This window comes from Clostridia bacterium, from assembly GCA_034926675.1.
Taxonomy (GTDB): domain Bacteria; phylum Bacillota; class DTU025; order DTU025; family DTU025; genus JAYFQW01.
The window spans coordinates 145976-171014 of sequence record JAYFQW010000001.1; the positions used below are offsets into that span (position 1 = coordinate 145976).

Sequence of the window (25039 nt, forward strand, 5' to 3'; positions counted from 1 at the left end):
TATCCTGCCTACGCCGGCCCGGTGGCGGTTCGCCCCGGGCCGGATGCGTCAGTTTGTTTCGCGCGATCCCAGTTTGTTTCGCGCGATCCCTCGGTTGTTCTGTGCGTCCCGTTGCTGGTTCCGTGCACGCTGTACGGAATTCGTACTGGTTCGTCGCTCCACCAGTACGGAATTCGTACGAAGCTAGGCGGAAATCGCGGTCGACGACCACAGGGAGAGCGCAAAAACACCTACAATCTGGGAGCGCATGCCCCGCCATATGGTGTTGCATGCTGTTATTGGCTGAATCGCGGAGTTTCCGATGATCGCCGGGCGGTTTTGCCCTTAGCGTCGTACGGATTCCGTACTGGGTCCCCAGTGTTGCAGTACGGATTCCGTACTGGGCCCCAAGGAGACTCGATGTGCCGGCCGAGAATGCGTACAGGCGCCTTACGGAATGTGCATTTGCAGAAGTGAGAAGCACCACTGGTGCGGGCGCGCGGGGCGCGTAGGATCGGTGGAAATGCTCGCCTGGGAGGCGATCAGGGGAATGCCAGCCCGGGAGGCGATCAGGGGAATGCCAGCCTGGGAGGCGATCAGGGGAATACTAGCCCGGGAGGCGATCAGGGGAATGCTAGCCCGGGAGGCGATCAGCAGTTGATTCGCTATGCCGAAGCCCGCGTGGGCAGGGTGGTGTGGGAGTCCGACGACATCCAGGAGCTCACGGTGGACCTTGCAGGAGGTGAACTGGCGGTATGCTATCCCTCACTGACTGGCCGAGCGCGCCCCGGCGATGTGGTGATGCTCAACACCACCGCTGTGGACCTAGCTCTGGGCACAGGCGGCCGCCATTTCGTTGTGTGGATAGCCGGACGTCAACCCCTCCAGCCCGAGCTGACTGGGCACATAATGAAAATGAGATACGCCCCTATGCAGGTGTGCACCGGCGCCTATGAGGAGGACCCGACGAATCGTGCTTCCATCGACGAGTTTCGTGGGCTCGCCGGGATGCCTGTGGTCGTGTGTGAGCTTCACTCGATGATAGCCCCGGTTTTCGCCGGGATCGCCGGAAGAGCGGCATACATAATGACTGATGGGGCAGCCCTTCCGATCGCCTTTTCCAACACAGTGAGGAGACTTCGGCGGGAGGGGCTCATGTGCGCTTCCATAACTGCAGGTCATGCCTTCGGTGGGGATTACGAGGCGGTGAGCGTCTACTCAGCATTGGTCGCGGCGCCCACTGTGGCCAGGTGCGAAGCTGCCGTAGTCGCCATGGGACCTGGCATAGTGGGCACAGGCGCCAAATACGGGTTTTCCGGAATTGAGCAAGGCTACATCGTCGACGCAGTCAACAGAATGGGCGGCAGGCCCATACTGGTTCCCAGGCTGTCAAGGCGCGATCCCAGGCCCCGCCACCGGCCTGTTAGCCACCACACAATTACGGTGCTTGAGGATGTGTGCTGCACTCCCGCTACGTGTGTGATCGCATCCGACATGGACCCGGCTTTCTCAGAGGAGGTCAGGGCGGCGCTGGCTGACGCGGTTCGTGGACGAGGCCATTCGATGGAGAGCGCGCCAGGGCGGGATGCCGTGGATTCGCTTCTCGCACGCGGGGTAGAGCTCTCTACCATGGGACGGGGATTCGAAGAAGAGCCTGAGTTCTTCCTCACGTGTGCCGCGGCGGGGGTCTACGCACGAAAGCTCCTTGATGATGCAGATGTTGAGCGCCGGGGCCGCGAGGATCTGGCAGCGGAGGGGGATTAGGTGAGCATAGGCAGATCACGTTTGGAGGAAAAGACGCTTTCCAGCGAGCGAGTGTTCTCGGGCAAGATAGTTTCACTTCGCCTCGATACGGTCGAGCTTCCGAATGGGGTTTCGGCTACGCGCGAGGTGGTGGAGACTCGAGACTCGGTTGCGGTGGCGCCCATCACAGGGGATGGCTCGGTGGTCATGGTCAGACAGTACAGGTACGCGGGGAAGAGCGAACTTCTGGAGATTCCAGCGGGCCGCATGGAGGCTTTCGAGGATCCAGAGGTCGCTGCGGCGCGGGAGCTATCTGAGGAAACGGGCTACGAATGCGTGTCGCTTACGAAGATAGCCGGGTTCTACGTCGCAGTTGGATTCGCTACCGAGTATATGCACCTATTCACTGCGGAGGTTGGGCGAGTGCAGGCCGCTCATCCAGACGAGGATGAGTTCGTTGAGACTGAGCTCGTTCCGATGAGCGAGATACCGGGGATGATCAAGTCCCAGAAGATAAAGGACGTGAAAACCCTTGCGGGGCTGCTCTATGTTGTATGGACTCACGGACTTGCCTCGGGGGATGGGCAGGGGGCAAGTGGCATTTGAACCAGTACTTTGTAGATCTTCACGTACACATCGGACGGGACTCCTCCGGCAGGCCGGTGAAGGTCACCGGAGCACGCAACCTGACAGCTGAGAACATCGCGCGGGAGTGTGCAACGAGGAAAGGCATCGATCTCGTTGCGGTGGTGGATTGCGCGTCTCGTCGGGTGATCGCTGATATCGAGCGTATGCTCGAATCGGGTGAGATGATCGAGGCGCCCGGAGGAGGCATGCGCTGCCTGGATACGACGACGGTGCTCCTAGGCGCGGAAGTCGAGGTCGCATGCCCGCGCAGCGGAAGCGCGCACTATCTGTCGCTATTCTCTTCGCTTCCTCTGATGCGTCGCTTTTCCGATGATCTCGGCAAGCACATGCGGAACGTGGATCTCTCCACGCAGAAGGCGAGGATGTCTCCCATTGACCTCGCTACAGCAACAAGATCTCTTGGTGGACTCTTCATCGTGGCCCACGCGTTCACGCCCCATAGAAGCCTGTATGGAACATGCGCAAGGCGCATGTCCGATGTGTTTGAAGGGGTGGAACGCTCCCTGGTGTCAGGAGTGGAGCTTGGGCTCTCCGCCGATGCGGACATGGCTGATAGGATTTCGGAGTTGGAGCCCTTCACCTTCGTGTCGAACTCAGATGCGCACTCTCTTCCCAAGATCGGGCGGGAGTACAACATAGTTCAGATGGAGAGCCCATGCTTCGACGAGTTGGCATTGGCCCTCTCTCGAACTGGGGGCAGGAGAGTAGTCGCCAACTACGGCCTTGACCCCAGGCTCGGGAAGTACCATCTGAGTGCCTGCGAAGAGTGTGGCGCCAGGTTCCACGCGGCCAGGCATGATGTGCGGGGAAACGATGCGACGGCAGTCCCCAGCGCGCCGCGGGGAAATCCGGGCAGGGCGTTGTGCCCCCATTGCGGCTCGGCCCGCATCGTAAAGGGCGTGTCGGACAGGGTCGAGGAGATCGCGGATACCGCGCAGCCCGTGCGGCCCGCCCACCGTCCTCCTTACCACTATCAGATTCCACTGGAGTTCATCCCGGGTGTTGGCCCTCGGGCCATGGCTTCGTTGATCGATGCCTTCGGGACCGAGATGGCGGTCCTACACAGGGCGAAGGCTCTCGAGCTGGCCACGATCGTCGGCGAGACGCTGGCGCGCAGAATCGTGCTGGCGCGCGCAGGTGAATTGGACATCCAGGCAGGCGGCGGCGGCGCCTATGGCAAGCCTGTCTATGGTTAAGGCTCAGGGCCTGAGGCACGACGCCCGAGGCGGAAGCAGAAACAGGAGCAGAAGAGGATTGATGGCAGCATATCGTTTGTCAGGTTTGGCATTCGCCCGTCTGCAGGCGCATACCCTATGGCCTGTGGGGGTGTACAAGATGGCCAAGGCTAGGATCCGGTCCGGGCTGGCATATGAGCATGTTCGCTCAAACATGCCGGCATATGCAATCGTATTCGCTGTGCTGCTGACGGGCATATGCTTCGGCGCTGTATACGCATCAGTAATGAAGGAGGGGCAGGTCAGCGCCTCCTACCTTGAGTCGGGGCTCGCGGGGCTGCGTACCTCTCTTCCGACCGGTCAGGGACGAGCCTTGTTGTCGAGCTTGGGGTTCAATCTGGCCACTGCCGGGCTGATGTGGCTCTCAGGGGCCACCGTGGTGGGGCTGCCCTTGGTATTCTTCGCCCTCTTCATGCGTGGATTCTCCTGCGGGTTCACTGTTGCACTCATGGTGCGGGAGATGTCGGGCCCAGGGGCCGCAGTGGCTGTGGCTTCTGTGCTGCCGCACAACATGGTCGCTCTTCCGGCAATGATAGTCCTGGGCATGGCGTCGATCTCCTTCGCGTGGTCGGTGGTGCGGAAGAAGCTGTTGGGACTCGATGCCGATGTCCAACTGGCCTTCGCGAGGTCGGTCGCTGCTGCCATAATCGCGGCCATCGCGATGGTAGTCGCCTCTTTTGTTCAGGCGTACATCTCCCCGGCTCTGCTCGTTCTTGCGTCGAGGTTCGTGTGACCACAAGGAGTCTTTCCTGAGGCGTCGAACTGAGACCCAGTGCACTGCCGTGGTTCGAAGACCACGGGTCAGCAGAGTGGATGGAGGAGGAAAGGTGCTTCCGTGTATTGAAGAGTACCTTAACTACCTGGCTGTCGAGAGAGGATTGGCAGAGAACACCCTGGAGTCGTATGGCAGGGACCTCTCCCAGTACGCCGTCTTCGCCGCGAAATCGCGGAGGGGCGCCGACGAGCCATGTGATGACGACCTGCTGACTGCCGGGCAGGCCACGGCTTCTGGCTTTATCGCAAGCACAATCGCAGGCGGCGGCTCGGCTGCGTCCGCCAGCAGGAAGCTCACGGCAATGCGTGGCATGTACAAATTCCTGGTTCGAGAGGGGTTCGTACCGCGCGATCCAACTGCGAATCTGGTATCACCTAGGAAGGCTGAGCGACTTCCTAGGGTCCTGAGTGTCGCTGAGGTGGACAGGCTCCTGGCTTTCGCGAGCTCGAATGTCCATCCAACTGCCGGCGATGGTGATCAGCGCGTGCAGAACATGCGAGACCGCGCTATGCTGGAACTGATGTACGCCTCTGGCCTGCGAGTGTCGGAGTTGGTGTCTCTGAAGACCAGTGACGTGGATCTGGAACTCGGGTTCGTGCGATGTGTTGGCAAGGGCAACCGAGAGAGGATAGTGCCAGTGGGGGAGAGGGCATCTGAGGCGATCCGCGCCTACCTGGCTGTTGGAAGAAGGGAGATATCCGGGGCCATGGATGATGGCTGCCTGTTCATCACCGGACGGGGAACCCGGATGACCAGACAGGCATTTTGGAAGATCATCAAGCGCCGTGCGATGGAGGCTGGAGTCCCCGCTAGCATCACTCCACACACCTTGCGGCATTCCTTTGCCACGCACCTTCTTGAGAACGGAGCCGACCTCAGGTCTGTCCAGGAGATGCTAGGCCATGCCGATATACGTACAACTCAGGTCTACACTCATCTGACCGGGGTGAAACTAAGGGAGGCCTACGACAGGCATCACCCACGGGCTTGACATGGAGGCGTCGTGGATATTGTGAGAGCAGTAATACTCGTTCTCGATGGAGTGGGCGTGGGTGAACTTCCAGATGCCAATCTCTACGGAGACCAGGGCAGCAACACCCTAGGGAATGCGGCCCGCGTCGCTGGTGGGTTAAGCCTGCCCAACTTCGAACGGCTGGGCCTTGGGAACTTGGCGAGGGATGCAGGGTTCGATCTGCTGGGAGTAGCGCCAGTGGATCACCCTATCGCTTCCTACGGCACAATGGCCGAGGTGTCGCCGGGGAAGGACACGACTACCGGTCACTGGGAGCTAGCTGGCATTCAGCTTAGAGAACCCTTCCCGACTTACCCAAATGGGTTTCCCCCTGAGGTCATCGAGGAATTTGAGCGCCGGATCAACCGGCAGGTCCTGGGCAACTACGCCGCATCGGGCACGCAGATCATCGCGGTTCTTGGCGAAGAGCACATGAGAACAGGCAGGCCCATAGTGTACACGTCTGCCGACTCAGTGCTTCAAATCGCAGCCCACGAGGATGTGATCCCGGTTGAGACACTGTACGAGATGTGCCTCATTGCACGACGGATTCTCGTCGGCCCCCATGCGTTAGGAAGGGTAATCGCCAGGCCGTTCTCGGGCCAGCCTGGTGCTTTTGAGCGGACGACCGGGCGTCGCGATTTCTCGGTCGCGCCCACAGGGCCGACTCTCCTCGATCTGGCAGCCCGGTCTGGGCTGGATGTGATGGCATGTGGGAAAATCGATGACATCTTCGCAAACCAGGGAATAACCTTGTCGAAGCATGTTGCAGGAAACGACGGGGTATTCGATGCTGCTCTCAGTTTCCTCGATGAGGGCAGGCAGGGCCTTGTGTTTGCTAACCTCATCGATTTCGATATGAAGTGGGGGCATCGCAACGATGTGAATGGCTTCGCAGCGGGGATGGAGCACATCGACTCACGCCTGCCTGAGCTTCTAGATAGGCTCTCCAGTTCCGATCTGCTGCTGATCTGTGCCGATCATGGAAATGACCCAACCACCCCGAGCACCGACCACTCCAGGGAGTACGTTCCAGTGCTTGCCCACCGGCCCCACAGGGCAGGTGATGGTGTGTCGATAGGAGTCAGGCCCACGTTTGCAGACCTCGGGGCCACCGTCGCTGATTTCCTTGGGATCGAGTGGACTCTGGCTGGCGAAAGCTTCGGGCGCCTGGTTGTGGGCGGTAGTGAGCAGGGGAGGCATTAGGATGAGAGTGCCAGATATCATCATGAAGAAGCGAGATGGACAAGAGCTCTCCCCAGAGGAGATCAGGCTCCTGATCGACGGGATGATTCGGGGCGATGTTCCCGATTACCAGATGTCCGCGTTCTGCATGGCCGTCTTCTTCCGCGGGATGTCGGCTGAGGAGACCACCGCCCTCACCATGGCAATGGTCAACTCCGGCAGAGTAGTGGATCTGTCCGCCATCCCAGGCATTAAGGTCGACAAGCACTCCACCGGCGGCGTGGGCGACACCACCACCCTCGTGCTCGCCCCGATGGCAGCAGCAGCGGGAGTGCCTGTGGCGAAGATGTCGGGCCGTGGCCTTGGGCATACCGGCGGGACCCTTGATAAGCTCGAGTCCATTCCTGGGTTCACGGTCTCCCTGTCTGAGCGCGAGTTTGTGAAGCAGGTCAACTCCATCGGAATCGCGGTGGTGGGGCAGACCGAAGATGTGGCCCCGGCAGACAAGATGCTCTATGCACTCAGAGACGTCACAGCGACCGTAGAGAGCATACCTCTGATCGCCGCGAGCATCATGAGCAAGAAGATCGCCACCGGCGCTGATGCCATTGTCCTCGACGTCAAGGCAGGTTCCGGTGCGTTCATGAACGCGCTTCCTCAGGCTCAGCAACTGGCTAGGCTCATGGTGGACATCGGTAGACTCGCCGGACGGCGTGTTGCGGCAGTGATCTCCGACATGAACCAGCCTTTGGGACGGGCCATTGGCAACTCGCTTGAGGTGATCGAAGCAATCGAGACTCTCCGAGGCGCGGGATCGCCCAGATTGCTCGCCCTCTGCATGGAGCTGGGCGCGCGCATGCTAATGCTTGCAGGCGCAGAGGGAAATCTGGAATCAGCTCGGCGAAGGCTCGCGCGCATGGTGGAATCCGGCGCTGCCGAGAACAAGCTGCGGCAGATGGTGGAGGCGCAGGGCGGAGACCCGAGTTTCGTTGACCATCCTGAGCGCCTGGCAGTAGCCTCGACTACTTGCGAGATCCTGGCCTCGAGTGGGGCCTACGTCTGTGCGGTGGATGCCCTCACCTTGGGCCGGGCCGCCATGGCGATGGGCGCCGGACGCCAGCGCAAGGGCGACCCAGTGGATCTGACTTGCGGTCTGAGGGTTCGCGCAATAGCCGGCGAGCGGGTCGAGGCTGGGCAGCCTGTGGCCACCCTATATGCCAGCGACCGGAGTCGACTGGAAGAGGGGCTCGCGATAGCGCGGGAGGCGTTCTCCTACTCGACCGAGCCTGCCCCTGGCTCGCCCCTTGTGTACGAGGCGATAGAGGGCTGAGGGACGGCTGAGCAAGCCTGTATATCGGGGCATGCGTCCGAATACTCTTCCCGTGAGGAAGCAGGAAAGGGAGGCATGCCCCTTGTCGCTTATTCTCCATGTCGCGGACGTGCGTCCGATCCGACGGGCTCTCATCGCCGGATTTGCTGCTGTGTGCATTCTCCTTTCATGGGGAACTGCAGGACGGACCGCCCCCGCCACAGTCGGCAAACCCACCGGCGCCGGGCAAGAGCTCACAGGAAAGATAACTGCACCATCTGCGATTCTTGTCGAACCTTCCACAGGGCGCGTGCTGTGGGAGAAGAACGCCGATGTGAGCAGGCCAATCGCGAGTGTCGTGAAGGTGATGACTCTTACCCTGGTGATGGAGGCGCTCGATGCTGGCACGATAAGACTTGATGACCCGGTAACCGCGTCGGAGCATGTAGTGTCGATGGGAGGCTCTCAGATATGGCTCGAGTCGGGGGAGACGATGCCAGTATCGGAGTTGATCAAGGCGGTCGCAATTGAGTCGGCGAACGATGCCGCAGTCGCCCTTGCGGAACTCGTGGCAGGGAGCGAGGAATCCTTCGTTTCGATGATGAATGAGAAGGCGCGCTCTCTGGGCTGCACGAACACATCATTCGTCAACGCCACGGGGCTTCCCGGCGCGACTGCGGCCGATGATTGCACTTCTTCCGCCCATGATGTGGCCCTCATCTCTCGTGAACTGCTCAAGCACTCGAAGATCCATGAGTGGCTGACGGTGTGGATCGGGTACGTGAGAGACGGAAAGAACATGCTCACCAACACGAACAGGTTGATTCGATTCTACCCTGGGGCTGATGGTTTGAAGACCGGATTCACCGAGCGCGCCAAGTACTGCCTTTCAGCTACTGCAATGAGGAACGGCGTGAGAGTGATCGCAGTGGTGCTCGGTGTGCCCACATCCGCCGTGCGGTTCGCGGAGGCCTCTCTTCTTCTCGACTACGGTTTCAGGATGTGCGAGGCCCACACTCTTGCCGTGGCGGGTCAGGAAATTGGCACGATAAGAGTTTGTAGAGGGACGCTCACGTCTGTGCCTGTCAGCGTCAGAGAGGATGTCAAGGTGGTGACTCAAAAAGGCTCCGAGAGCAAGATTGAGGCCAGGCTGTCTCTTCCACAAAGTGTGGATGCTCCAGTATCACGCGGGCAGGCGGTTGGAAGGCTGGTGGCCACAGTAGACGGTGAAGAGACAGTGTCGGTGGATCTCGTGGCGTCAACGGATGCCCCGAGAGCCAGGTTCGCGACGATACTCGTCCGATCCACCAGGGAGTTGTTCCGATCGGTGTTTATCTTCGGAAGATAGCGAGCCCCTCCCTACGAAGGAATGCCATCTCCGAGAGAGAATCTATATCTAGGAGTGGGCTTACTTCTTGCGGCCGGGAGGTCATGGCTTGATCGACAGCAGGATCTCAGGATCCAACGTCATCGTCACGGTCCGCGGCGAGCTCGACCTGACCCGATCAGATGGGTTCCGGCGGGATCTTGACGCTGTCACCGAGGCGCACCCTGAGGCGCGCCGCCTGATCCTGTGCATGGACAGGGTAACGTTTATCGACAGCTCTGGGCTAGGCATCATCTTCGGGACCAACCGGCGCCTCACTGCTAGGGGAGTGGGCTTCGCGATTGCTGGCCCGCGGGCGCAGGCCTGGCGCGCACTGGAGCTTCTGGGAGTCCCGAGTGTGATCCCCGTGTACGATTCCCTAGAACAGGCGCTTTCGGCGCGTCCGGAGGGCGGAAAATGCAGGAACAGGTCGCTATGAACCGAGCAGTAGTTGAGTTCGACTCAGTAGATGGAAATCTCGGGTTCGCTCGCGTGGCCGCGGCCAGTTTCGCCGCCCAACTCGACTTCACCGTGGACGAGCTTGAGGATATCAAACTTGCTGTGTCGGAAGCAGTCTCCAACTGCATCGTTCACGCTTACCCAAACGCGATCGGAAGAGTCAGGATGTCGCTTGAATCCTCCCACGGCCATTTCGCCCTGGAAATCGAGGACTGGGGCACGGGAATAGCGGACATCGCCGAGGCGCGCCTTCCAGGCCGAACCACCTGTCCTGAACGGATCGGCATGGGGTTCACCCTCATGGAAGCTCTCTCTTTGCACCTGGAGGTGGAATCGGAGCTGGGGCGAGGAACTCGAGTCAGGATGGCGTTCGCGCCCGATCAGGCCTAGAGCAATGCCTGCCAAGAAGCATGGATCTGGCAACGAAGAGGACTGCGGAGTTCGCCCGGACCGCGGGGATCTCGCGAGGCGACACGCAGGTTTGGTAATGAGCTTGGCTCGGAGATTTGCGGGAAGAGCGGAGCTCGTCGACTTGTATCAGGCGGGTTGCGTGGGTCTGCTTCGCGCCATCGATAGGTTCGATCCTGAACGCGGAAGCGCGTTCTCAACGTATGCTGCACCTCTGATCGTTTCAGAGATGATATCGTACTTGAGAGGGCTCGGACCTGTCCACCTGCCTCGGCCTGTGCGCGAGCTTGCGATTAGGTGTCGGCGAGCGCAGGACGCCCTCAGATCGGAACTCCTCCGTGAGCCCACAATCTCTGAGATTAGCCTGATGGTAGGCGCTGATCCGGCGGATGTGGCATGGGCGATGGAATCCGGCTCATCCGTTGCCTCAATTGATGAGCGCGTGTCCGGCGCTGACAACTCGCTCCCTCTCATTGATGTGATCCCAGGGTCACAATCCCACGAGCAGGCGATAGTCGAGTCCGCCTCATTGCATTCCGCCATCTCTGGGCTCGCCGATATCCAGCAGACGGTGATCAGAATGCGCTACTTCGAACAGCTTACTCAAGTCCAGGTTGCACACGCTCTGGGAATCTCCCAGCCAAAGGCGCACAGGCTGGAGAAGGCAGCCTTGATGGCTCTTCGCCGCAGCATTGATGCGGAATGAAACCGTGCTTCCAGTCGCATACTACCCGTTGCAGGGGAGTGACGCGACACATGGCAAGTCCTGGTGAACGAAAGAGCAAGGCGAATGAGGCGGCGCAGTACAGGAAACTGGCGGAATCCATCATGCCAAAGCCGCCGCTTGCCAGGGATCTCGCCGTATCCTTCGTGGTTGGCGGCATGATATGCGCGGTCGGGCAGGGAGTGCTGAACGCCTTCATGGCGACTGGGATGACCCAGGAAGAGGCAGTAGCTCCCACTCTTGCGGCGATGATCCTCATCGGCGCAATCCTCACTGGCCTTTCCATATACCATCACATCGGGGAGTATGCCGGGGCGGGAGCAGCAGTGCCGATAACTGGTTTCTCCAACACGGTGGCGGCTGCGGCCATGGAGTTCAAACGCGAAGGGTACATCCTGGGCATGGGAGCGAAGATGTTCATCATCGCAGGCCCTGTACTAGTGTACGGAATCGTGTCCGGGATTACGGTCGCCTTCATCAGGTGGCTGTACAAGGGGTGAACCATGGCTTCGAAGCGAGTCGGGAACCAGACCATAAGGTACAGCACCCCTCCAGTCATCGTGAATGCAGCCTCAGTTGCCGGGCCCAAGGAGAGCCAAGGTCCAATGGCGCCGTGGTTCGATGAGATGGTCCCGGATGACATGTTTGGAGAGCGTACGGCCGAGAAGGCGGAGCGGCGCTTCATGGCGGACGCCGTGAAGATAGCGCTCGTGGGCGCGAATATCCAGGAGAATCAGGTGGACTACTTTATCGCAGGGGACCTCCTGAACCAGATAATCACCGCGAGCTTCGTCGCCTCCGAGATGGCCCGGCCGTTCATTGGCATCTACGGGGCGTGTTCCACATCTGTGCAGGGGTTGACGATCGCTGCTGCCCTTGTTGACGCCGGATACGCCGACTACGCTCTCTCGACAGCGAGCAGCCACTATCAGACTGCGGAACGCCAGTACAGATATCCGATAGAGCTGAACATCCAGCGAAAGACCACATCCCAGTGCACTGTGACGGGCGCAGGCGCAGTTCTAGTGGGCGCGTCCGGAGGCAAGGTGAAGATCACTGAATCCACAGTCGGCAAGGTAGTCGACATGGGCATTAAGGACCCCAACCAGATGGGCCCCGCGATGGCGCCGGCGGCGGCCGACACCATCTTCGCTCACCTTGCCGATACAGGGCGAGATCCGTGCTACTACGACGTGATCATCACCGGTGACCTCGGCGCCGTTGGGGCGGAGATACTCCGCAGCCTGATGAAACAGAGAGGAGTCATTCTTGAGGACAACTACAACGACGCAGGTGTCCTGATATTCGATGGCGTTGCCGCATCTGGAGTCGGAGGCAGCGGATGCGCGTGCTCTGCCCTTGTCATGGACGGGTTCGTGTGGAAACGCATGTGTGAAAACGACATATCCCGGGCCCTGATCGTGGCCACGGGAGCTTTGCATTCACCGGTCTCCTGGCAGCAGGGCGAGTCGATCCCATGCATCGCCAATGCCATCTCGCTGCAGTTGTAGAAGGGAGGCAGGCCGTTGGATTACCTGATTGCCTTCTTGGTGGGCGGGGCAATATGCGCGATCGGGCAGGCCATACTGGATCTGACCAAGTTTACCCCAGCCCACGTTCTAGTGATGTTCGTGGTGGCCGGCGCCGTCCTTTCCGGGGTGGGCGTGTACGGCAAACTGGTGGAGTTCGCAGGAGCTGGCGCACTCATTCCCGTGTCAGGGTTTGGACATTCCATAGTGTCTGGATCGCTTCTTGAGGCCAAGCGCATTGGTTTCGTGGGGCTGTTCACCGGGGCATTCGAGTTCACGGGGCTTGGTGTCGCTACTGCGGTGTACGCTGCCACTCTCATGGCCCTCGTTGCTTCGCCCAAAGTATGAGCCTGGTCGCCGGAGTTCCAAGGGGGCTTCTGTACTATGAATACGGCGCGTTCATGGAGGAATTCCTCGAACAGTGCGGTGTAGGAGTAGTCCTCTCCCGTCCCACCGACAAGTCCATCGTGGATCAAGGGGTCCGCCTGTGCGTGGATGGCGCATGTCTTCCCGTAAAGGTCTTCTTTGGGCACGCTCACTCCATCTCCGACAAAGTGGATGTGCTGTTCATACCGAGGTTCGTGAGCGTTGAGCGCAGGGCTTACATCTGCCCCAAGCTCATGGGCCTTCCGGACATGGTCCGGGCTCGTATGCGCCATGCGCCGCGGGTTGTCGACCCATTAGTCGATCTTTCCCATGGCCCGGAAGGCCTGGTGCGATCTGCATTCGACTTGGGCAGGGCACTGGGAATCGGAGGCCTCTGTGGGGCCAAAGCCCTCGCCCACGCGGCTAGAGTGCACAGAAAGCGGAAGATGACGGGCATGGCGGTTCGTTCTTCTGGGCCTGGCGCCGACATAAGCATAGGGGTTCTAGGCCACAGCTACAACCTAGACGACAGGTTCGTGAGCCTAGACCTCATCAACAAGCTGGCGGCGCTTGGGGCTGAGCCGGTGACTCCCTCTGCCTACTCCGATCGGGAACTCGCGCAGTGGGAGATGTGGGCTAACGGCAGGAAGCGCCTGTTTTGGACCCTTGGACGGCGACTCATGGGAGCCGCCAATCGCTGGTATGCCACAGGCGAGGTCGACGGGGTGGTTCACATGATGTCGTTCGGATGCGGCCCGGAATCGTTCATTGCTGACGTGGTCAGAAGGCAGGCGGCGCTTCGTCCTGAGGTGCCGTTCATGCTTCTAAATAGTGATGAGCACTCCGGCGAGGCAGGCCTTGCTACTCGTCTGGAGGCGTTTGTGGACACTGTGCGCATGAGGAGGCGCGGACTTGGTGATCACGTTTCCCCACATCGGGAACCTCTGGATACCCGTTAAGGCCCTGCTGGAATCGATGGGGCTAGATGTGATGCCTCCCCCGCCTATCACAAGGAAGACTGTCTTCATAGGCGCTAGGCATGCCCCTGAAGGAGCATGCCTTCCTCTGAAGGTGACCATCGGCAACTTCATTGAGGCCATCGAGGCTGGAGCAGACACCGTTCTCATGATCGGAGGAATCGGGCCTTGCCGGTTGGGATACTACTGCGAACTACAGCGCGAGATCCTTGCGGGTCTGGGCCACGTGGTTGAGTTCATCACGATTGAACCGCCAAAATCGGACCCTGCGGGCTTCATTCGAAACCTGGCGACCCTTGCGCGTGGAGCGACCCCAGCACAGATCGTGGCTGCCTGTGCCCTCGCATGGGAGAAATGCAGGGGCATAGACCGGATTGAGCAGGCAGTGAACAGCTTAGCATACGTTAGCAGGTGCTCCGGGGAATTCGCTGCAGCCGCCAGGCAAGGCCTCCGCGCCCTTGATTGCGCTGGCACAGTGCGGGAGGCCCGCGAGGTCGCCGACAGCGCCATTTCCGACATGGCGGCCCGTGCCGGGGTGAGTCCCGAGCTGTTCAGGGGCATTGGGTCAGCGTTGCGCCAGCCCTGCGTGGCAGATGGCGAATCACGCACAAGGCCAATCACGGTGGGGGTGGTGGGGGAGATATACATGGTCATGGAGCCCTCCATGAACATGGACATCTGCCGCAAGCTCAGCAGCCATGGGGCTCGGGTGGTTCAGCCGATCGCTTTCTCTGGGTGGATCATGTCGCATGTGATCCTCGACGCAATCCCGCTACGGAGGAAATCCCGCGCAATTGACTACGCTCACCCATATCTGCGCCATTTCGTGGGCGGACACGGCCTCGAGAGCGTCGCTCACTCTGTGCAAATGGCTCGACAGGGTGTGGATGGAGTAGTTCACATCGCCCCGATGACGTGCATGCCTGAGATCGTGGCCGAGAGTGTGCTCCCGGAAGTAAGTGAGCGTGAGGGGATCCCTGTAATATCCATCTCCATTGATGAGCACACGGGCGACGCAGGATTCGACACTCGGCTGGAGGCTTTCTGCGACATGCTCGCGGCTAAGGCGGTGGGTATGGTATAATCGGCAGAAGAGGAGGGAGTGCAATTGCTTTCCTTGGATCCCGTGTCGCTCCTGGTGACCCTGCCGATCATACTTCTCTCCCTCGCATTTCACGAGTTCTCCCATGCTTATGTGGCAGTGCAGCTCGGGGATAGGACTCCGAAATGGGCTGGGAGGCTGACTTTGAATCCCCTTGCCCACCTTGATCCCGTAGGCACAATTGTGCTGGTGATCACAGGCAGGTACGGATGGGCGAAACCAGTGCCCATAAACCCAGGCAATTTCCGAGATAGAGATGCTGGCACAGTAATGGTTAGCCTGGCCGGCCCCCTTTCGAATCTCGTTCTTGCAGTTGCCCTCGGCCTTGTCTTCAAGGCGGTCTACGGACCAGGCCTGGGTCTTTCAGACCGGGCGCTTTTCGTACTTACCGCCATCAACGAGGGCGTATGGATAAACCTGGGCCTGGCTGCGTTCAATCTCCTGCCCGTCCCCCCGCTGGACGGATCCAAGATAGTTGCATCGCTTGTTCGCGGTCGCGCGGCGCAGATATACTACCAGTTGGAGCAATACTCATATATGATCCTGCTGCTCATCGTGGCTACGCCGCTTGCTAGGTGGATCCTCGGGCCCATCATACTCACTCTGTATCGGGCAATCATGTAGAAGGCAAGAAGGTGTCGATATTGAAGAAGGGGCGCATATTCAGTGGAATGAGGCCCACAGGCATGCTGCATCTTGGAAACCTCATGGGAGCGCTGGACAACTGGGTCAAACTGCAAGATGATTATGAGTGCTTTTTTGCAGTGGTGGATTGGCATGCTCTTACTACTGGGTATCAGGATACTTCCGAGATCAAGCAGTACACCCGTGAGATGATCCTGGATTGGCTCGCAGCTGGGCTCGATCCTGAGCGATCAGTTGTGATGCGGCAATCCGACGTTAAGGAGCATGCAGAGCTTCACCTCCTGTTCTCGATGATCACACCCCTTGGCTGGCTGGAGAGGTGTCCAACATACAAGGAGCAGCTTCAGCAGCTCGCTGAAAGGGAGATAACCACGTATGGATTCCTAGGCTATCCCGTGCTGATGGCTGCGGATATTCTGGTCTACAAGGCCGATGCCGTACCTGTTGGGGAGGATCAGCTTCCCCACATCGAGCTCGCCAGGGAGATCGCCAGAAGATTCAACTACTTGTACCGCCCGATCTTCCCGGAACCCCAGAGCAAGCTGAACGAGGTAGCAGTGCTGCCTGGCATCGACGGGCGCAAGATGAGCAAGAGCTACGGGAACACCATCGCAATCTCGGATCCGCCGGAGAAGGCAAGAGCTGCTGTGCAGTCCATGGTCACTGATCCGGCAAGGATTCATAAGTCCGATCCTGGCCATCCGGATGTATGCACGGTTTTCGCATACCAGCGCGCATTCGCTCCTGAGCGCGTGGATGAGATTCGGTCTGACTGTGAAGGCGGCAAGATGGGCTGTGTGGCGTGTAAGAGGAGCCTTGCCGATAGGCTCGTCGCCGTGCTTGAGCCCATCCACAGCAGGAGGCGGCAGCTTTCCTCGGATCCAAGCATCGTCGACGCAATCCTCGAGCAGGGCGCGAAGAGAGCGCGGCCAGTCGCCGCTGCCACGATGGCGGAAGTCCGTGATGCCATCCGGATATGAAGGTAGAGACATCCGTATTCACCGGCCCCCTCGATCTCCTGCTCTCTCTGATCGAGCGAAAACAGATCGATGTATGCGAAGTGTCCATCAGCGAGATTGCGGACGACTATCTTAGCGAAATCACGGCCATGGAATGGCCCGATATCGACCAGATATCGGAGTTCCTTGTGATCGCCGCTACTCTCCTCTACATCAAAGTGAGGGCCCTTCTTCCGCCTGACGAAGCTGCCGTTCTGAGCGTGGAGGGCGAGGAGGATGCCTCCGGGGTTTCCGACCCCCGGGCGGAGCTGGTGGCGCGCCTGATCGAGTACAGAAGGTATCGCGACGCGGCCCGCTCTATGCGAGCGTTGGAGGAGCGTGGCGCCTGCATGTTCGCGCGCACCAGGCAGCCTGCGGCGAAGTCCTCCCCTAGAGGCAATCCCCTCGTCGGCCTGACGGTGCAGGATCTCGCCAGGCTGTACCTGGATGCCGCTGCCGCCCTTCCAGAGGAGTTCACGCTCGTCCCATCGGATGAGATCCCGATCGCATCTCAGATGGTCGCGCTCTTATCGCGACTGGCATCCCGCGGCCAGCTGGGTTTCCTCGAGTTTTTGGGGGGCGGGAGCTCCCGCACTCGGCTAGTGGCCACGCTCCTCGCTCTTCTGGAGCTTGTCCGGCGTGGGCGGGTGAGTGCGGCGCAGTCCAAACCTTTCGGTGAGATCTGGGTATTCCCCAGAGCCAGCGAAACCAACGGAGGTGGGCAACACGACTCTCACGGAAGCGCAGGCGGCAATTGAAGCAGTGCTCTTCGCTTCGTCGACACCTGTGCGGGCGGGGGCCATTGCCTCGGCCCTCGAGATAGACGAGGCCACAGTGGTCAAGCTCATACGGGAGATCCGAGATAGGCATGCCTGCCCTGAGTCAGGATTCGTCCTCTCCGATGTCGATGATGGGTTCATCATGCTGTCAAGGCCCGACTACGCCCAGTATGTGGAGGCGGTTTCCCGCCGTGAACGTCCGCAGCCGCTTTCCCCTGCAGCCATGGAGACCCTCGCGATTGTCGCCTACCGTCAACCCGTAACGAGAGGCGAGATCGACAAGATACGTGGCGTGGTATCGGATTCCTCGGTATCTACGTTGGCCGAGCGCGGACTCATTGTCGAGATGGGGAGGCGAAATACGGTTGGGCGTCCGGTTCTCTATGGAACCACGCAAGACTTCCTTCTGTACCTTGGCCTTGGCTCTATTGCCGATCTCCCTGCTCTCCCAGAGGAAGAACGTGATCCTTCCGAGGACGCGAAATCCCCAGACAGCGCCGCGCCTACTCTCACTGGCATCGATGGGGGTTCGCGCGAGCCCTGAGGCCATTGCCCTTCTGCATACCCCCGCTTCCGCGCGGCAGAATACGGGCGGGGGTGGTCGAGGTGCTGCGCTGGGCGGCTGCGCTGCTGTGGATTCTTGGGTTATTGGCATCGGCAGGAGTGGCCATCATGGTCCTGCCTATCAGAATCGAGCTGGTCGTCTTACGCATTCCTGGGCGGACACGGATCAGGGTGCGCGCCTCTCCTTGGCCCCACATACTGGCGATTCCTGTCTACACGCGGGAAACATCTTACGACAAAGCCGAACCGGTTGATCCCGGGGCTCTCGCCTCATCGGCGGCCGCAGCCCTGACGCGTCTTCCGCACATAGCAGGGGTAGTCTCATCTTCATTCTCCCACCACAACAGGCTTGTAAGCCTGTCATGGCATTCTTCTGTGGGCACAGGAGATGCCGCTTCCACCGCAATAGCATGCGGCGCACTGTGGGCGGCGAAGGCCGCGGCGGTGAGGTTCGCGATGAGCCGATGGGGCACACCTCTCACGCCGCCATCGTTCTCCGTAGTCCCGTCCTTCACCAGGTCGGCATTTGCATCCGACTTCCGATGCACGGCGGACCTCGTAATCGCGTCGTTCCTGTTCTCCGCATCGTTCCGTGAACACGCGTCGGCGTTGATCCGTCCATCCCAGGCCAAGCTGCAGAACCAATGATGCCGCGCGTGAAAGGCAGCCACATCGGCATCGGGCGAATGAAGGCATTTCACCAGGCGAATACTACTGTGCAGAGCGTGTACGCCCGCAAGTGATGCGCCGTGTGAGGAGGATGATATCGTGCCTGATCATCCCATCGATGGCCTGATGAAAACCACCCTAGATAGCATCGCCCAGATGGTGGACGTCAACACAATCCTAGGCGATCCCGTGGAGACTCCGGACGGAAATGTGATAATGCCGGTATCCCGCGTTACGTTCGGATTTGCCGCTGGAGGAACTGACCTTGATTCAGAACCCCGCCGCGAGCAGCCGACTGCCCAGGCTGGATCTGAGGCCGGGTCCGCGCAGTTCGGAGGGGGCGGGGGCGCAGGGATATCCCTTCAGCCAGTCGGCTTTCTCGTGGTCGGCAATAGCCAGGTGAGGTTCCTTCCCGTGAGCGGCGATGCAGTGTTTGATCGACTCCTGGATGTGGTCCCCGATCTTATTGCCAAGATGACGAGCGGAAACGGGAAATCCCACACCGTACCCCTTCGCCATGATGCGAAACCGCCCTTGTCTTGAAGCAGCTCTCTGCGCTCTACAGCCTCTGCGCTCTGCGCCTCTTGCTAGCGCCGCCGCCTGCCCTGTGGTATAATCCAACTTGGCATGGCCTGGTGGGGCCTGGAAGGGCAACAGGCGGCCAACTGGGGATGAGTGTACATGGCACAGCAACTGGCAGTCATAGGGCTTGGAAGATTCGGAACCAGCGTGGCGCGGACCCTCGCAGAGCTTGGGCAGGAGGTCTTCGCCATTGACATCGATGAGGAGAAGGTTCAGAAGCTTGCCAACATGGTCACCCACGCCGTGGTCGCCGATGTCAGAGACATCGACGCAATGAAGTCAATAGGCATTCGAAATGTCGACGTGGCTGTTCTCACCGTTGGCAGCGATGTGACGTCGAGCTTGGTTGGGACCATGGTGCTGAAGGAACTCGGCATCAAGCAGGTCGTTGCGAAGGCCAACGACGATCTGCACGGAAAGGTCCTTGCGAAAGTCGGAGCGGATAAGGTAGTGTACCCGGAGCGCGATACAGGCGCAAGGCTGGCGCGGGTGCTCACGTCCACCAATATCATCGAGGAAATCGACCTCGATCCGGATTACAGCATTGTGGAAATGGTGGCCCCGGGCCAGATGATAGGCAAGACCCTGGCCGAGGCGAACGTTAGGGCCAAGTATGGAGTGTACATCATGGCAATACGCTGCGCTCACAACGGCGTGAAGATTGCGCCGGGCGCCGACGACGTTGTTCATGATGGAGATATCGTGGTCGCCGTCGGGGATAACGACAGCCTCCAGCACTTCAGGCGCCTCTAGGAGAGGCTGTCCGGGCGCCAAAGGGCGCCCCTTTCGTGTCCGTGGCCTCGGATACTGGGCGGCCGACGGGGCACCATAGAAGGAGAGCGCGATGGAGAGGGTTCACAAGTTCCTGGCAAGGGCCGGGGTAGCATCCCGCCGAAAGTGTGAGGAACTAATCGCTCAGGGGCGAGTGGCGGTGAATGGCTCACTCGTTTCCGCCATGGGCGCCACGATCGATCCCGGGCACGATCTGGTGACCTTGGACGGCGCGCCAGTGCAGCCTCGGGCCGATAACATCTACTTGGCGCTCAACAAGCCGTCGGGATACATCACTACTGCAGCGGATACCCATAACCGCCGCACTGTGTTTGATCTTCTTCCGCCCCTGGGCAGGAGGGTCTATCCAGTGGGAAGGCTCGACATGGAATCCGAAGGCCTGCTAATACTGACGGACGATGGTGAACTCGCGTTCGGAATCACTCATCCCAGCCGGGAGGCGCCTCGGACGTATCTGGTGGATCTGCGTTGCCCGGCGACTGAAAGCGATCTTGCGATCCTCAGGGGTGGAGTCGAGCTGTTCGATGGAATCACACTCCCTGCGGAAGCGCGATTCGTGGATTCTTCCCGGAGGACTGTGGAGGTTCAGATTCGAGAGGGTCGCAAGCGGCAGGTGAGGCGCATGTTCGGAGCCATCGGAAATGAGGTAGTCCGCCTCGTCCGAGTGAAGCTTGGATGCGTCGCCCTCGGGGCGCTCGCCCCGGGACAGACGAGAAGCCTCACGCAGGAAGAGGTAGACGGACTCAAGCGGCTCGCCAAGAACCCCAAGAGCCCCAGGAGCACCCAGGGGAGCACTGGTGGGGATCAAACCGGGAAGGGCGGTCAACCAGATGGAAGTGGTGCGAGCACGAGTGAGGTTCGACTACAGGGGGTGCGCCAAGCCCGGTCGTCTGTTCCTCGGGCGCCGGAACGCCTCGGAGATCTCTGCAGAGACTCGGGAACGCGAGGCAGCAAGCCTGAGGCATCTAGTGGATCAAGGGGTGCGAGTGGAGGAGGTGGACGTCTCTCCGGAGACGTACGTGATCGCAGACCCACTCACAGATGAGGAAGTGGCTTACTCTCCAGTGTACGCTACGGTGACAGCCGACTCCCTTGAGGATCTGGCCGAGTTCATACTCAGGGACGAATTCAGAACCGTAGAGGTCATCGATCCCCAGGAGATGAAACTCTCCCAGCGCGAGGTGGGCAGGCTTCTTGCGCGTGCAAACTCGCGGCTCAGGGCGATGGCGCAGGTGATGGCGAGGCGGGCGGACAGGCTTTGAGGCGCTTTGCGGCGTGGGGTTTGGCGAAATGGATGGAGAAGAGATAGTCGATGCAGCACAGGAGAATCGCGGTAGTAGGCGCCGGCGCGGCTGGGCTCATGGCAGCTCAGGCTGCGGCTGGCGCATCTGCGTACGTTACGGTGTATGAGCGGAACAGCATTGCAGGGAAGAAGCTGCTCATCGCGGGGAAGGGCAGGTGCAACTTCACCCATGACGGACCGGCGCAGGAGATAGTGGATGCGTTCGACCGGGATGGCAGGTTCCTCTACTCCGCCCTCTCCGACTTCGGCCCGCAGGAGCTGTGTGAACTCATGAAGAGCCTGGGTGTGGACTACAAGGTCGAACGCGGAAAACGAGTTTTCCCAGTGAGCGACCGCGCGTCTGATGTACGTGATGCTCTGCTTTCATCCGCTCAGAGGCTTGGGGCGCAGTTCGTGTTCGGGAGCCGGGCTTCTCGGTTGCTCATCGAAGGCGGGGCGGCAGCCGGGTTTGAGGACTACGAGGGACATCAGGTACAAGCAGATGCGGTCATCATAGCCACTGGAGGCGCTTCGTATCCCGGAACGGGCAGCACTGGAGATGGCTATGGCCTCGCCCGACAGGCGGGTCACGCGGTGAAACCGCCGCTGCCAGCTCTGGTGGCGATGGAGACAGTCGAGGCTTGGCCTGGGAACCTCGCTGGGCTGTCTTTGAAGAACGTAGAACTGACCCTGTACGATCATGGCCGCGAGGCCGGACGCGAGTTTGGCGAGATGCTGTTCACCCATTGGGGAGTGAGTGGGCCCATAGTCCTGAGTGCGAGCAGGGCCGTGTGCACGTCCCTGCGCTCATCACAAGGCCTTGCGAAGGGTCGTTTCACGCTGGCCATCGATCTTAAGCCTGCGCTCGATGAGCAGACGCTCGATAGGAGAGTCACGCGGGATCTGCGTGAGGCGTCGAGGAAGCAGCTGAAGAACTCCCTTGATGAGTTGCTTCCGAAGGCTTTGATACCTGTCGTGATAGCTATCTCCGGAATTGACGAAACTACAACTGCGAACCAAGTCACCACGGAGCAGAGGAGTCGAATCGTGCACGTGCTGAAGGCGCTTCCCCTCACGGTCAAGCGCACGCGCCCGCTTGAGGAGGCCATCGTGACCTCCGGAGGGGTGGAGCTCTCATCGGTCGACTCGCGCACAATGGAGTCAAAGCTTGTGAGCGGGTTGTACTTCGCCGGCGAGCTTCTCGACCTCGACGCCCCCACCGGTGGCTATAACCTCCAAGCCGCCTTTTCCACAGGACACCTGGCGGGCCTTGCGGCGGCTGGTGCGAAAAGGGTGAGGAGTTAGCTTGTCGCGGCGTCGAGATTTCTTGTCAGCTATCCTCGCTCTACTGGCCGGATCGGGCTTCATCGCATGCCTTGTGATCCAAGCTCTCCTATTCACGAATGTCATCCCCCGCAGCAAACTGCCTCTGGAACGTCTTGAAGGGCGCGTGGTGTGGCGCCCGGTTCCCGCCGGCCCAGAAGGAGTTTCCGACGACCTTGTGGCTATCGGCCCCGATGCTGCAGTCGGCTGCATCGTCCTAGCTCTGTCCGGTCAGGACCTAGCTGCGGAACTGGGAGCAGAGGTCGCAGTGCTGGTCAACGGAACGGCCGTGGCCGATTTCCGCTATGGGAAGGCTGCCGTCTTCCTTCATCGGGGCGATCTGATTGAGGTCGAGTGGACCCCGAGCCCAGCGGACCCGAAAGCGTCCATGCCACGCCCCGCGGAGGAGACGCTCCCTGAGGCGTTGAGCGGCGTGGAGATCGTCGTCACCGAGGCCACATCCAATGTGCGTGAGCCCGTCTGTGGATGGAGGTCTCCGCTGAAGGCTGGTGGAAACGACATTGGAAACGCTATAATATGAGGGAGAGGAATATGCAATCGCGGGCGAAGGAATAAGCACATGCACGTAGAATAAAGTACACTTGGGCATGGATGGGAGTGCGTCGCTGTATGTCGCTCGAGAACTCAATAGCAATCGATGGGCCTGCCGGGGCCGGAAAGAGCACCGTAGCAAGGATGCTCGCATCCGCACTAGGCTATAGATATGTGAGCTCTGGCGATCTCTACAGGGCGTTGGCGCTTGAGGTGATACGCAGAGGCGTGGATCCTCAGGATGAGGCGGCAGTGACGCAGACAGCCCGAACATCGTCAATGGCTCTCGAACCCTCGCCAAGCGTGGGGCAGCGGACTACTCTGAACGGGGAGGACGTCACCGCGCTCATCCGGGCTGCGGCGGTGAATTCCGTCGTATCCCCGGTTTCGGTTTATCCTGAGGTAAGAGAGCTATTGGTCGCTGCACAACGGGAGATCGCGCGCGAGTCTGATGTGGTCATGGACGGTCGAGACATCGGAACCGTGGTGTTGCCAGAGGCTGTCCACAAATTCTACCTAACAGCATCAGCTGCTGAACGGGCGCGACGGCGGCGATCCGATTACATACGCCAGGGCGCGCCAGATAGCTATGACGAGGTGCTGCGAGAGATCGTTGAACGCGACAGAATCGATAGCACCAGGGAAGCATCTCCGCTGAAGGCAGCAGAGGATGCCGTAGTTATTGACTGTACGGAGATTGGTCCAGAGGAAGTCGTCGAGCGCATGTTGTGTCTGCTTGGGAGGTCCCGTTGTTGCTCTATGGGTTCGTGAAGCTGGTCATGAAGGCTTTTCTTCGCGCGTTCCATGGCTTCCGAGCCACCGGGCAGGAGAATGTCCCGATGGACGGTGCTCTTATAGTTGTTGCTAATCACGCGAGCATGCTTGACGCTCCCGCGTTGGGGTGTGCGTTTCCCAGGCAGATACTGTTCATGGCCAAGGCGGAGCTATTTCGTAATCCCTTCTCCCGTGCGCTTTTGATGGCCGTTCATGCGTTTCCGGTCAAGCGCGGGCAGGTTGACCGGGAGGCATATCGCAGATCCATGGAGATTCTGAAGGAAGGCAAAGTCCTCGGGATATTCCCTGAGGGCACACGAAGCAAGACAGGCGATATGCAGCAGGCCCACCCAGGCGCCGCGAGGTTCGCTCTGCAGACTGGCACGCCGGTAGTGCCAGCTGCGATAGTCGGCGCCCACAAGGGGCACAAGAGGCTCTACGGGAAAGCAGGCAGGTTCGGGGTGCGAGTGGCAATTGGGAAGCCGATGTGGCCGGTCCGATCGGAAGACGGTCGAGTCACCCGAGAAGAGATAGATGATTTCGCACAGAGGATCATGGAGCAGATACAGCGTTTGATGAGCGTAGCATGACATCTACGGGGAGTGTTCTGAGTTGAAGCTTTTCATCGATACCGCGAACGTTGAGGAGATCCGCAGCGCTGCGGAAATGGGGATCATATGTGGCGTGACCACCAATCCTTCCCTTGTGGCCAGGGAAGGCAGGGACTTCAAGCAAGTTGTGCTCGAGATATGCAGCATTGTCGACGGGCCAGTGAGTGCGGAAGTGATTTCCCAGGATGCGCCGGGCATGGTCCGCGAGGCTCTCGGGATCGTTGAGTGGTCGCCGAACATCGTCATCAAGATCCCGATGACCGCAGAAGGGCTGAAGGCGGTCAAGATATTATCCAGCAAGGACATCAAGACCAACGTGACACTGGTGTTTACGGTGAACCAGGCGCTATTGGCTGCGAGGGCAGGCGCGACCTATGTGAGCCCATTTGTGGGAAGGCTTGATGACATCGGCGCCGAGGGCATGGATGTTGTAGCCCAGATCGCGGCGCTGTTCAATACTCACAACATAGAGACAGAGATAATCGCAGCAAGCATTCGCGGTCCGGTTCACGTTACCCAGGCGGCCCTGGCCGGAGCGGATATCGCCACCGTCCCGTACGGAGTTCTCATGCAGATGGTCAAGCATCCGCTCACTGATGCGGGAGTGGCCAGGTTCCTTGCTGATTGGGAGAAAGCTCTGGCCAAGTGAGC

General features: G+C 60.0%; 31 protein-coding genes. All 31 read left to right on the plus strand.

Features of this window, described 5'->3' with window-relative positions; genetic code table 11:
• Positions 1-436: 436 nt before the first annotated feature.
• The 31 genes from VB144_00685 to fsa all read left to right on the plus strand — a co-directional run bounded on the left by VB144_00685 (position 437) and on the right by fsa (position 25037).
• On the plus strand, positions 437-640 hold the full coding sequence (locus VB144_00685) for a hypothetical protein (GenBank protein MEA4882172.1): 204 nt from the start codon (positions 437-439) through the stop codon (positions 638-640).
• On the plus strand, positions 637-1743 hold the full coding sequence (locus VB144_00690; GenBank protein MEA4882173.1) for a DUF3866 family protein: 1107 nt from the start codon (positions 637-639) through the stop codon (positions 1741-1743). Before VB144_00685 ends, VB144_00690 begins: the two co-directional genes overlap by 4 nt.
• Entirely contained in the window at positions 1744-2328 is a 585-nt protein-coding gene (locus VB144_00695) for an NUDIX hydrolase (protein MEA4882174.1), read from the plus strand. It abuts the gene before it with no gap.
• Positions 2325-3566, plus strand: a complete 1242-nt coding sequence (locus tag VB144_00700; GenBank protein MEA4882175.1) for an endonuclease Q family protein — start codon at positions 2325-2327, stop codon at positions 3564-3566. The genes VB144_00695 and VB144_00700 overlap by 4 nt, the downstream gene beginning before the upstream one ends.
• 139 nt (positions 3567-3705) lie before the next feature.
• Positions 3706-4338 (plus strand): stage II sporulation protein M, encoded by a 633-nt coding sequence (spoIIM, locus tag VB144_00705; GenBank protein ID MEA4882176.1) that lies wholly within the window; start codon positions 3706-3708, stop codon positions 4336-4338.
• 94 nt (positions 4339-4432) lie between these two features.
• A complete protein-coding gene (gene xerD, locus VB144_00710) occupies positions 4433-5371 on the plus strand; it encodes a site-specific tyrosine recombinase XerD (protein ID MEA4882177.1) in 939 nt (312 codons plus the stop codon).
• A gap of 12 nt (positions 5372-5383) precedes the next feature.
• Entirely contained in the window at positions 5384-6598 is a 1215-nt protein-coding gene (locus VB144_00715; GenBank protein ID MEA4882178.1) for a phosphopentomutase, read from the plus strand.
• Position 6599: 1 nt separating this feature from the next.
• A complete protein-coding gene (locus tag VB144_00720; protein ID MEA4882179.1) occupies positions 6600-7907 on the plus strand; it encodes a pyrimidine-nucleoside phosphorylase in 1308 nt (435 codons plus the stop codon).
• Between the two features lie 82 nt (positions 7908-7989).
• Positions 7990-9234, plus strand: coding sequence for a D-alanyl-D-alanine carboxypeptidase family protein (locus VB144_00725; GenBank protein MEA4882180.1), 1245 nt, complete (start codon positions 7990-7992; stop codon positions 9232-9234).
• Between the two features lie 88 nt (positions 9235-9322).
• Positions 9323-9691, plus strand: a complete 369-nt coding sequence (locus VB144_00730; protein ID MEA4882181.1) for an STAS domain-containing protein — start codon at positions 9323-9325, stop codon at positions 9689-9691.
• On the plus strand, positions 9670-10101 hold the full coding sequence (spoIIAB, locus tag VB144_00735) for an anti-sigma F factor (protein ID MEA4882182.1): 432 nt from the start codon (positions 9670-9672) through the stop codon (positions 10099-10101). Before VB144_00730 ends, spoIIAB begins: the two co-directional genes overlap by 22 nt.
• A gap of 4 nt (positions 10102-10105) precedes the next feature.
• The gene (locus VB144_00740; protein ID MEA4882183.1) at positions 10106-10825 is read left to right on the plus strand and encodes a sigma-70 family RNA polymerase sigma factor; all 720 of its coding nucleotides are present in this window, start codon (positions 10106-10108) and stop codon (positions 10823-10825) included.
• Positions 10826-10875: 50 nt separating this feature from the next.
• Positions 10876-11343, plus strand: coding sequence for a SpoVA/SpoVAEb family sporulation membrane protein (locus VB144_00745; protein ID MEA4882184.1), 468 nt, complete (start codon positions 10876-10878; stop codon positions 11341-11343).
• Positions 11344-11346: 3 nt separating this feature from the next.
• Positions 11347-12354: a stage V sporulation protein AD gene (gene spoVAD / locus VB144_00750; protein ID MEA4882185.1), complete on the plus strand. Its 1008-nt coding sequence runs from the start codon at positions 11347-11349 to the stop codon at positions 12352-12354.
• 15 nt (positions 12355-12369) lie between these two features.
• Positions 12370-12720 carry a SpoVA/SpoVAEb family sporulation membrane protein gene (locus VB144_00755; GenBank protein MEA4882186.1) on the plus strand — a complete coding sequence of 117 codons (351 nt, stop codon included), beginning with the start codon at positions 12370-12372 and terminating at the stop codon, positions 12718-12720.
• Complete coding sequence (locus VB144_00760; GenBank protein ID MEA4882187.1) at positions 12717-13697, plus strand: acyl-CoA dehydratase activase-related protein; 981 nt, start codon at positions 12717-12719, stop codon at positions 13695-13697. Before VB144_00755 ends, VB144_00760 begins: the two co-directional genes overlap by 4 nt.
• Complete coding sequence (locus tag VB144_00765) at positions 13651-14799, plus strand: CoA protein activase (protein MEA4882188.1); 1149 nt, start codon at positions 13651-13653, stop codon at positions 14797-14799. Before VB144_00760 ends, VB144_00765 begins: the two co-directional genes overlap by 47 nt.
• A 24-nt stretch (positions 14800-14823) precedes the next feature.
• Positions 14824-15441 carry a site-2 protease family protein gene (locus VB144_00770; protein ID MEA4882189.1) on the plus strand — a complete coding sequence of 206 codons (618 nt, stop codon included), beginning with the start codon at positions 14824-14826 and terminating at the stop codon, positions 15439-15441.
• Positions 15442-15461: 20 nt separating this feature from the next.
• The gene (trpS, locus tag VB144_00775) at positions 15462-16442 is read left to right on the plus strand and encodes a tryptophan--tRNA ligase (GenBank protein ID MEA4882190.1); all 981 of its coding nucleotides are present in this window, start codon (positions 15462-15464) and stop codon (positions 16440-16442) included.
• Complete coding sequence (locus VB144_00780) at positions 16439-17218, plus strand: ScpA family protein (protein ID MEA4882191.1); 780 nt, start codon at positions 16439-16441, stop codon at positions 17216-17218. Before trpS ends, VB144_00780 begins: the two co-directional genes overlap by 4 nt.
• A gap of 4 nt (positions 17219-17222) precedes the next feature.
• On the plus strand, positions 17223-17783 hold the full coding sequence (scpB, locus tag VB144_00785; protein ID MEA4882192.1) for an SMC-Scp complex subunit ScpB: 561 nt from the start codon (positions 17223-17225) through the stop codon (positions 17781-17783).
• A gap of 128 nt (positions 17784-17911) precedes the next feature.
• Positions 17912-18451: a DUF2953 domain-containing protein gene (locus VB144_00790; protein MEA4882193.1), complete on the plus strand. Its 540-nt coding sequence runs from the start codon at positions 17912-17914 to the stop codon at positions 18449-18451.
• Between the two features lie 120 nt (positions 18452-18571).
• A complete protein-coding gene (gene ytfJ, locus VB144_00795; GenBank protein MEA4882194.1) occupies positions 18572-19015 on the plus strand; it encodes a GerW family sporulation protein in 444 nt (147 codons plus the stop codon).
• A 138-nt stretch (positions 19016-19153) separates the two neighbouring features.
• Entirely contained in the window at positions 19154-19807 is a 654-nt protein-coding gene (locus VB144_00800; protein ID MEA4882195.1) for a TrkA family potassium uptake protein, read from the plus strand.
• Positions 19808-19898: 91 nt separating this feature from the next.
• On the plus strand, positions 19899-20891 hold the full coding sequence (locus tag VB144_00805) for a pseudouridine synthase (protein MEA4882196.1): 993 nt from the start codon (positions 19899-19901) through the stop codon (positions 20889-20891).
• Positions 20842-21108, plus strand: a complete 267-nt coding sequence (locus VB144_00810) for a hypothetical protein (protein MEA4882197.1) — start codon at positions 20842-20844, stop codon at positions 21106-21108. The genes VB144_00805 and VB144_00810 overlap by 50 nt, the downstream gene beginning before the upstream one ends.
• 50 nt (positions 21109-21158) lie before the next feature.
• Positions 21159-22433, plus strand: coding sequence for an aminoacetone oxidase family FAD-binding enzyme (locus tag VB144_00815; GenBank protein MEA4882198.1), 1275 nt, complete (start codon positions 21159-21161; stop codon positions 22431-22433).
• A 1-nt stretch (position 22434) separates the two neighbouring features.
• On the plus strand, positions 22435-22992 hold the full coding sequence (locus tag VB144_00820; protein MEA4882199.1) for a hypothetical protein: 558 nt from the start codon (positions 22435-22437) through the stop codon (positions 22990-22992).
• Positions 22993-23081: 89 nt separating this feature from the next.
• Complete coding sequence (gene cmk / locus VB144_00825) at positions 23082-23774, plus strand: (d)CMP kinase (protein ID MEA4882200.1); 693 nt, start codon at positions 23082-23084, stop codon at positions 23772-23774.
• Positions 23756-24367: a lysophospholipid acyltransferase family protein gene (locus VB144_00830; GenBank protein MEA4882201.1), complete on the plus strand. Its 612-nt coding sequence runs from the start codon at positions 23756-23758 to the stop codon at positions 24365-24367. Before cmk ends, VB144_00830 begins: the two co-directional genes overlap by 19 nt.
• 22 nt (positions 24368-24389) lie before the next feature.
• Positions 24390-25037: a fructose-6-phosphate aldolase gene (gene fsa / locus VB144_00835; GenBank protein ID MEA4882202.1), complete on the plus strand. Its 648-nt coding sequence runs from the start codon at positions 24390-24392 to the stop codon at positions 25035-25037.
• Positions 25038-25039: the final 2 nt, after the last annotated feature.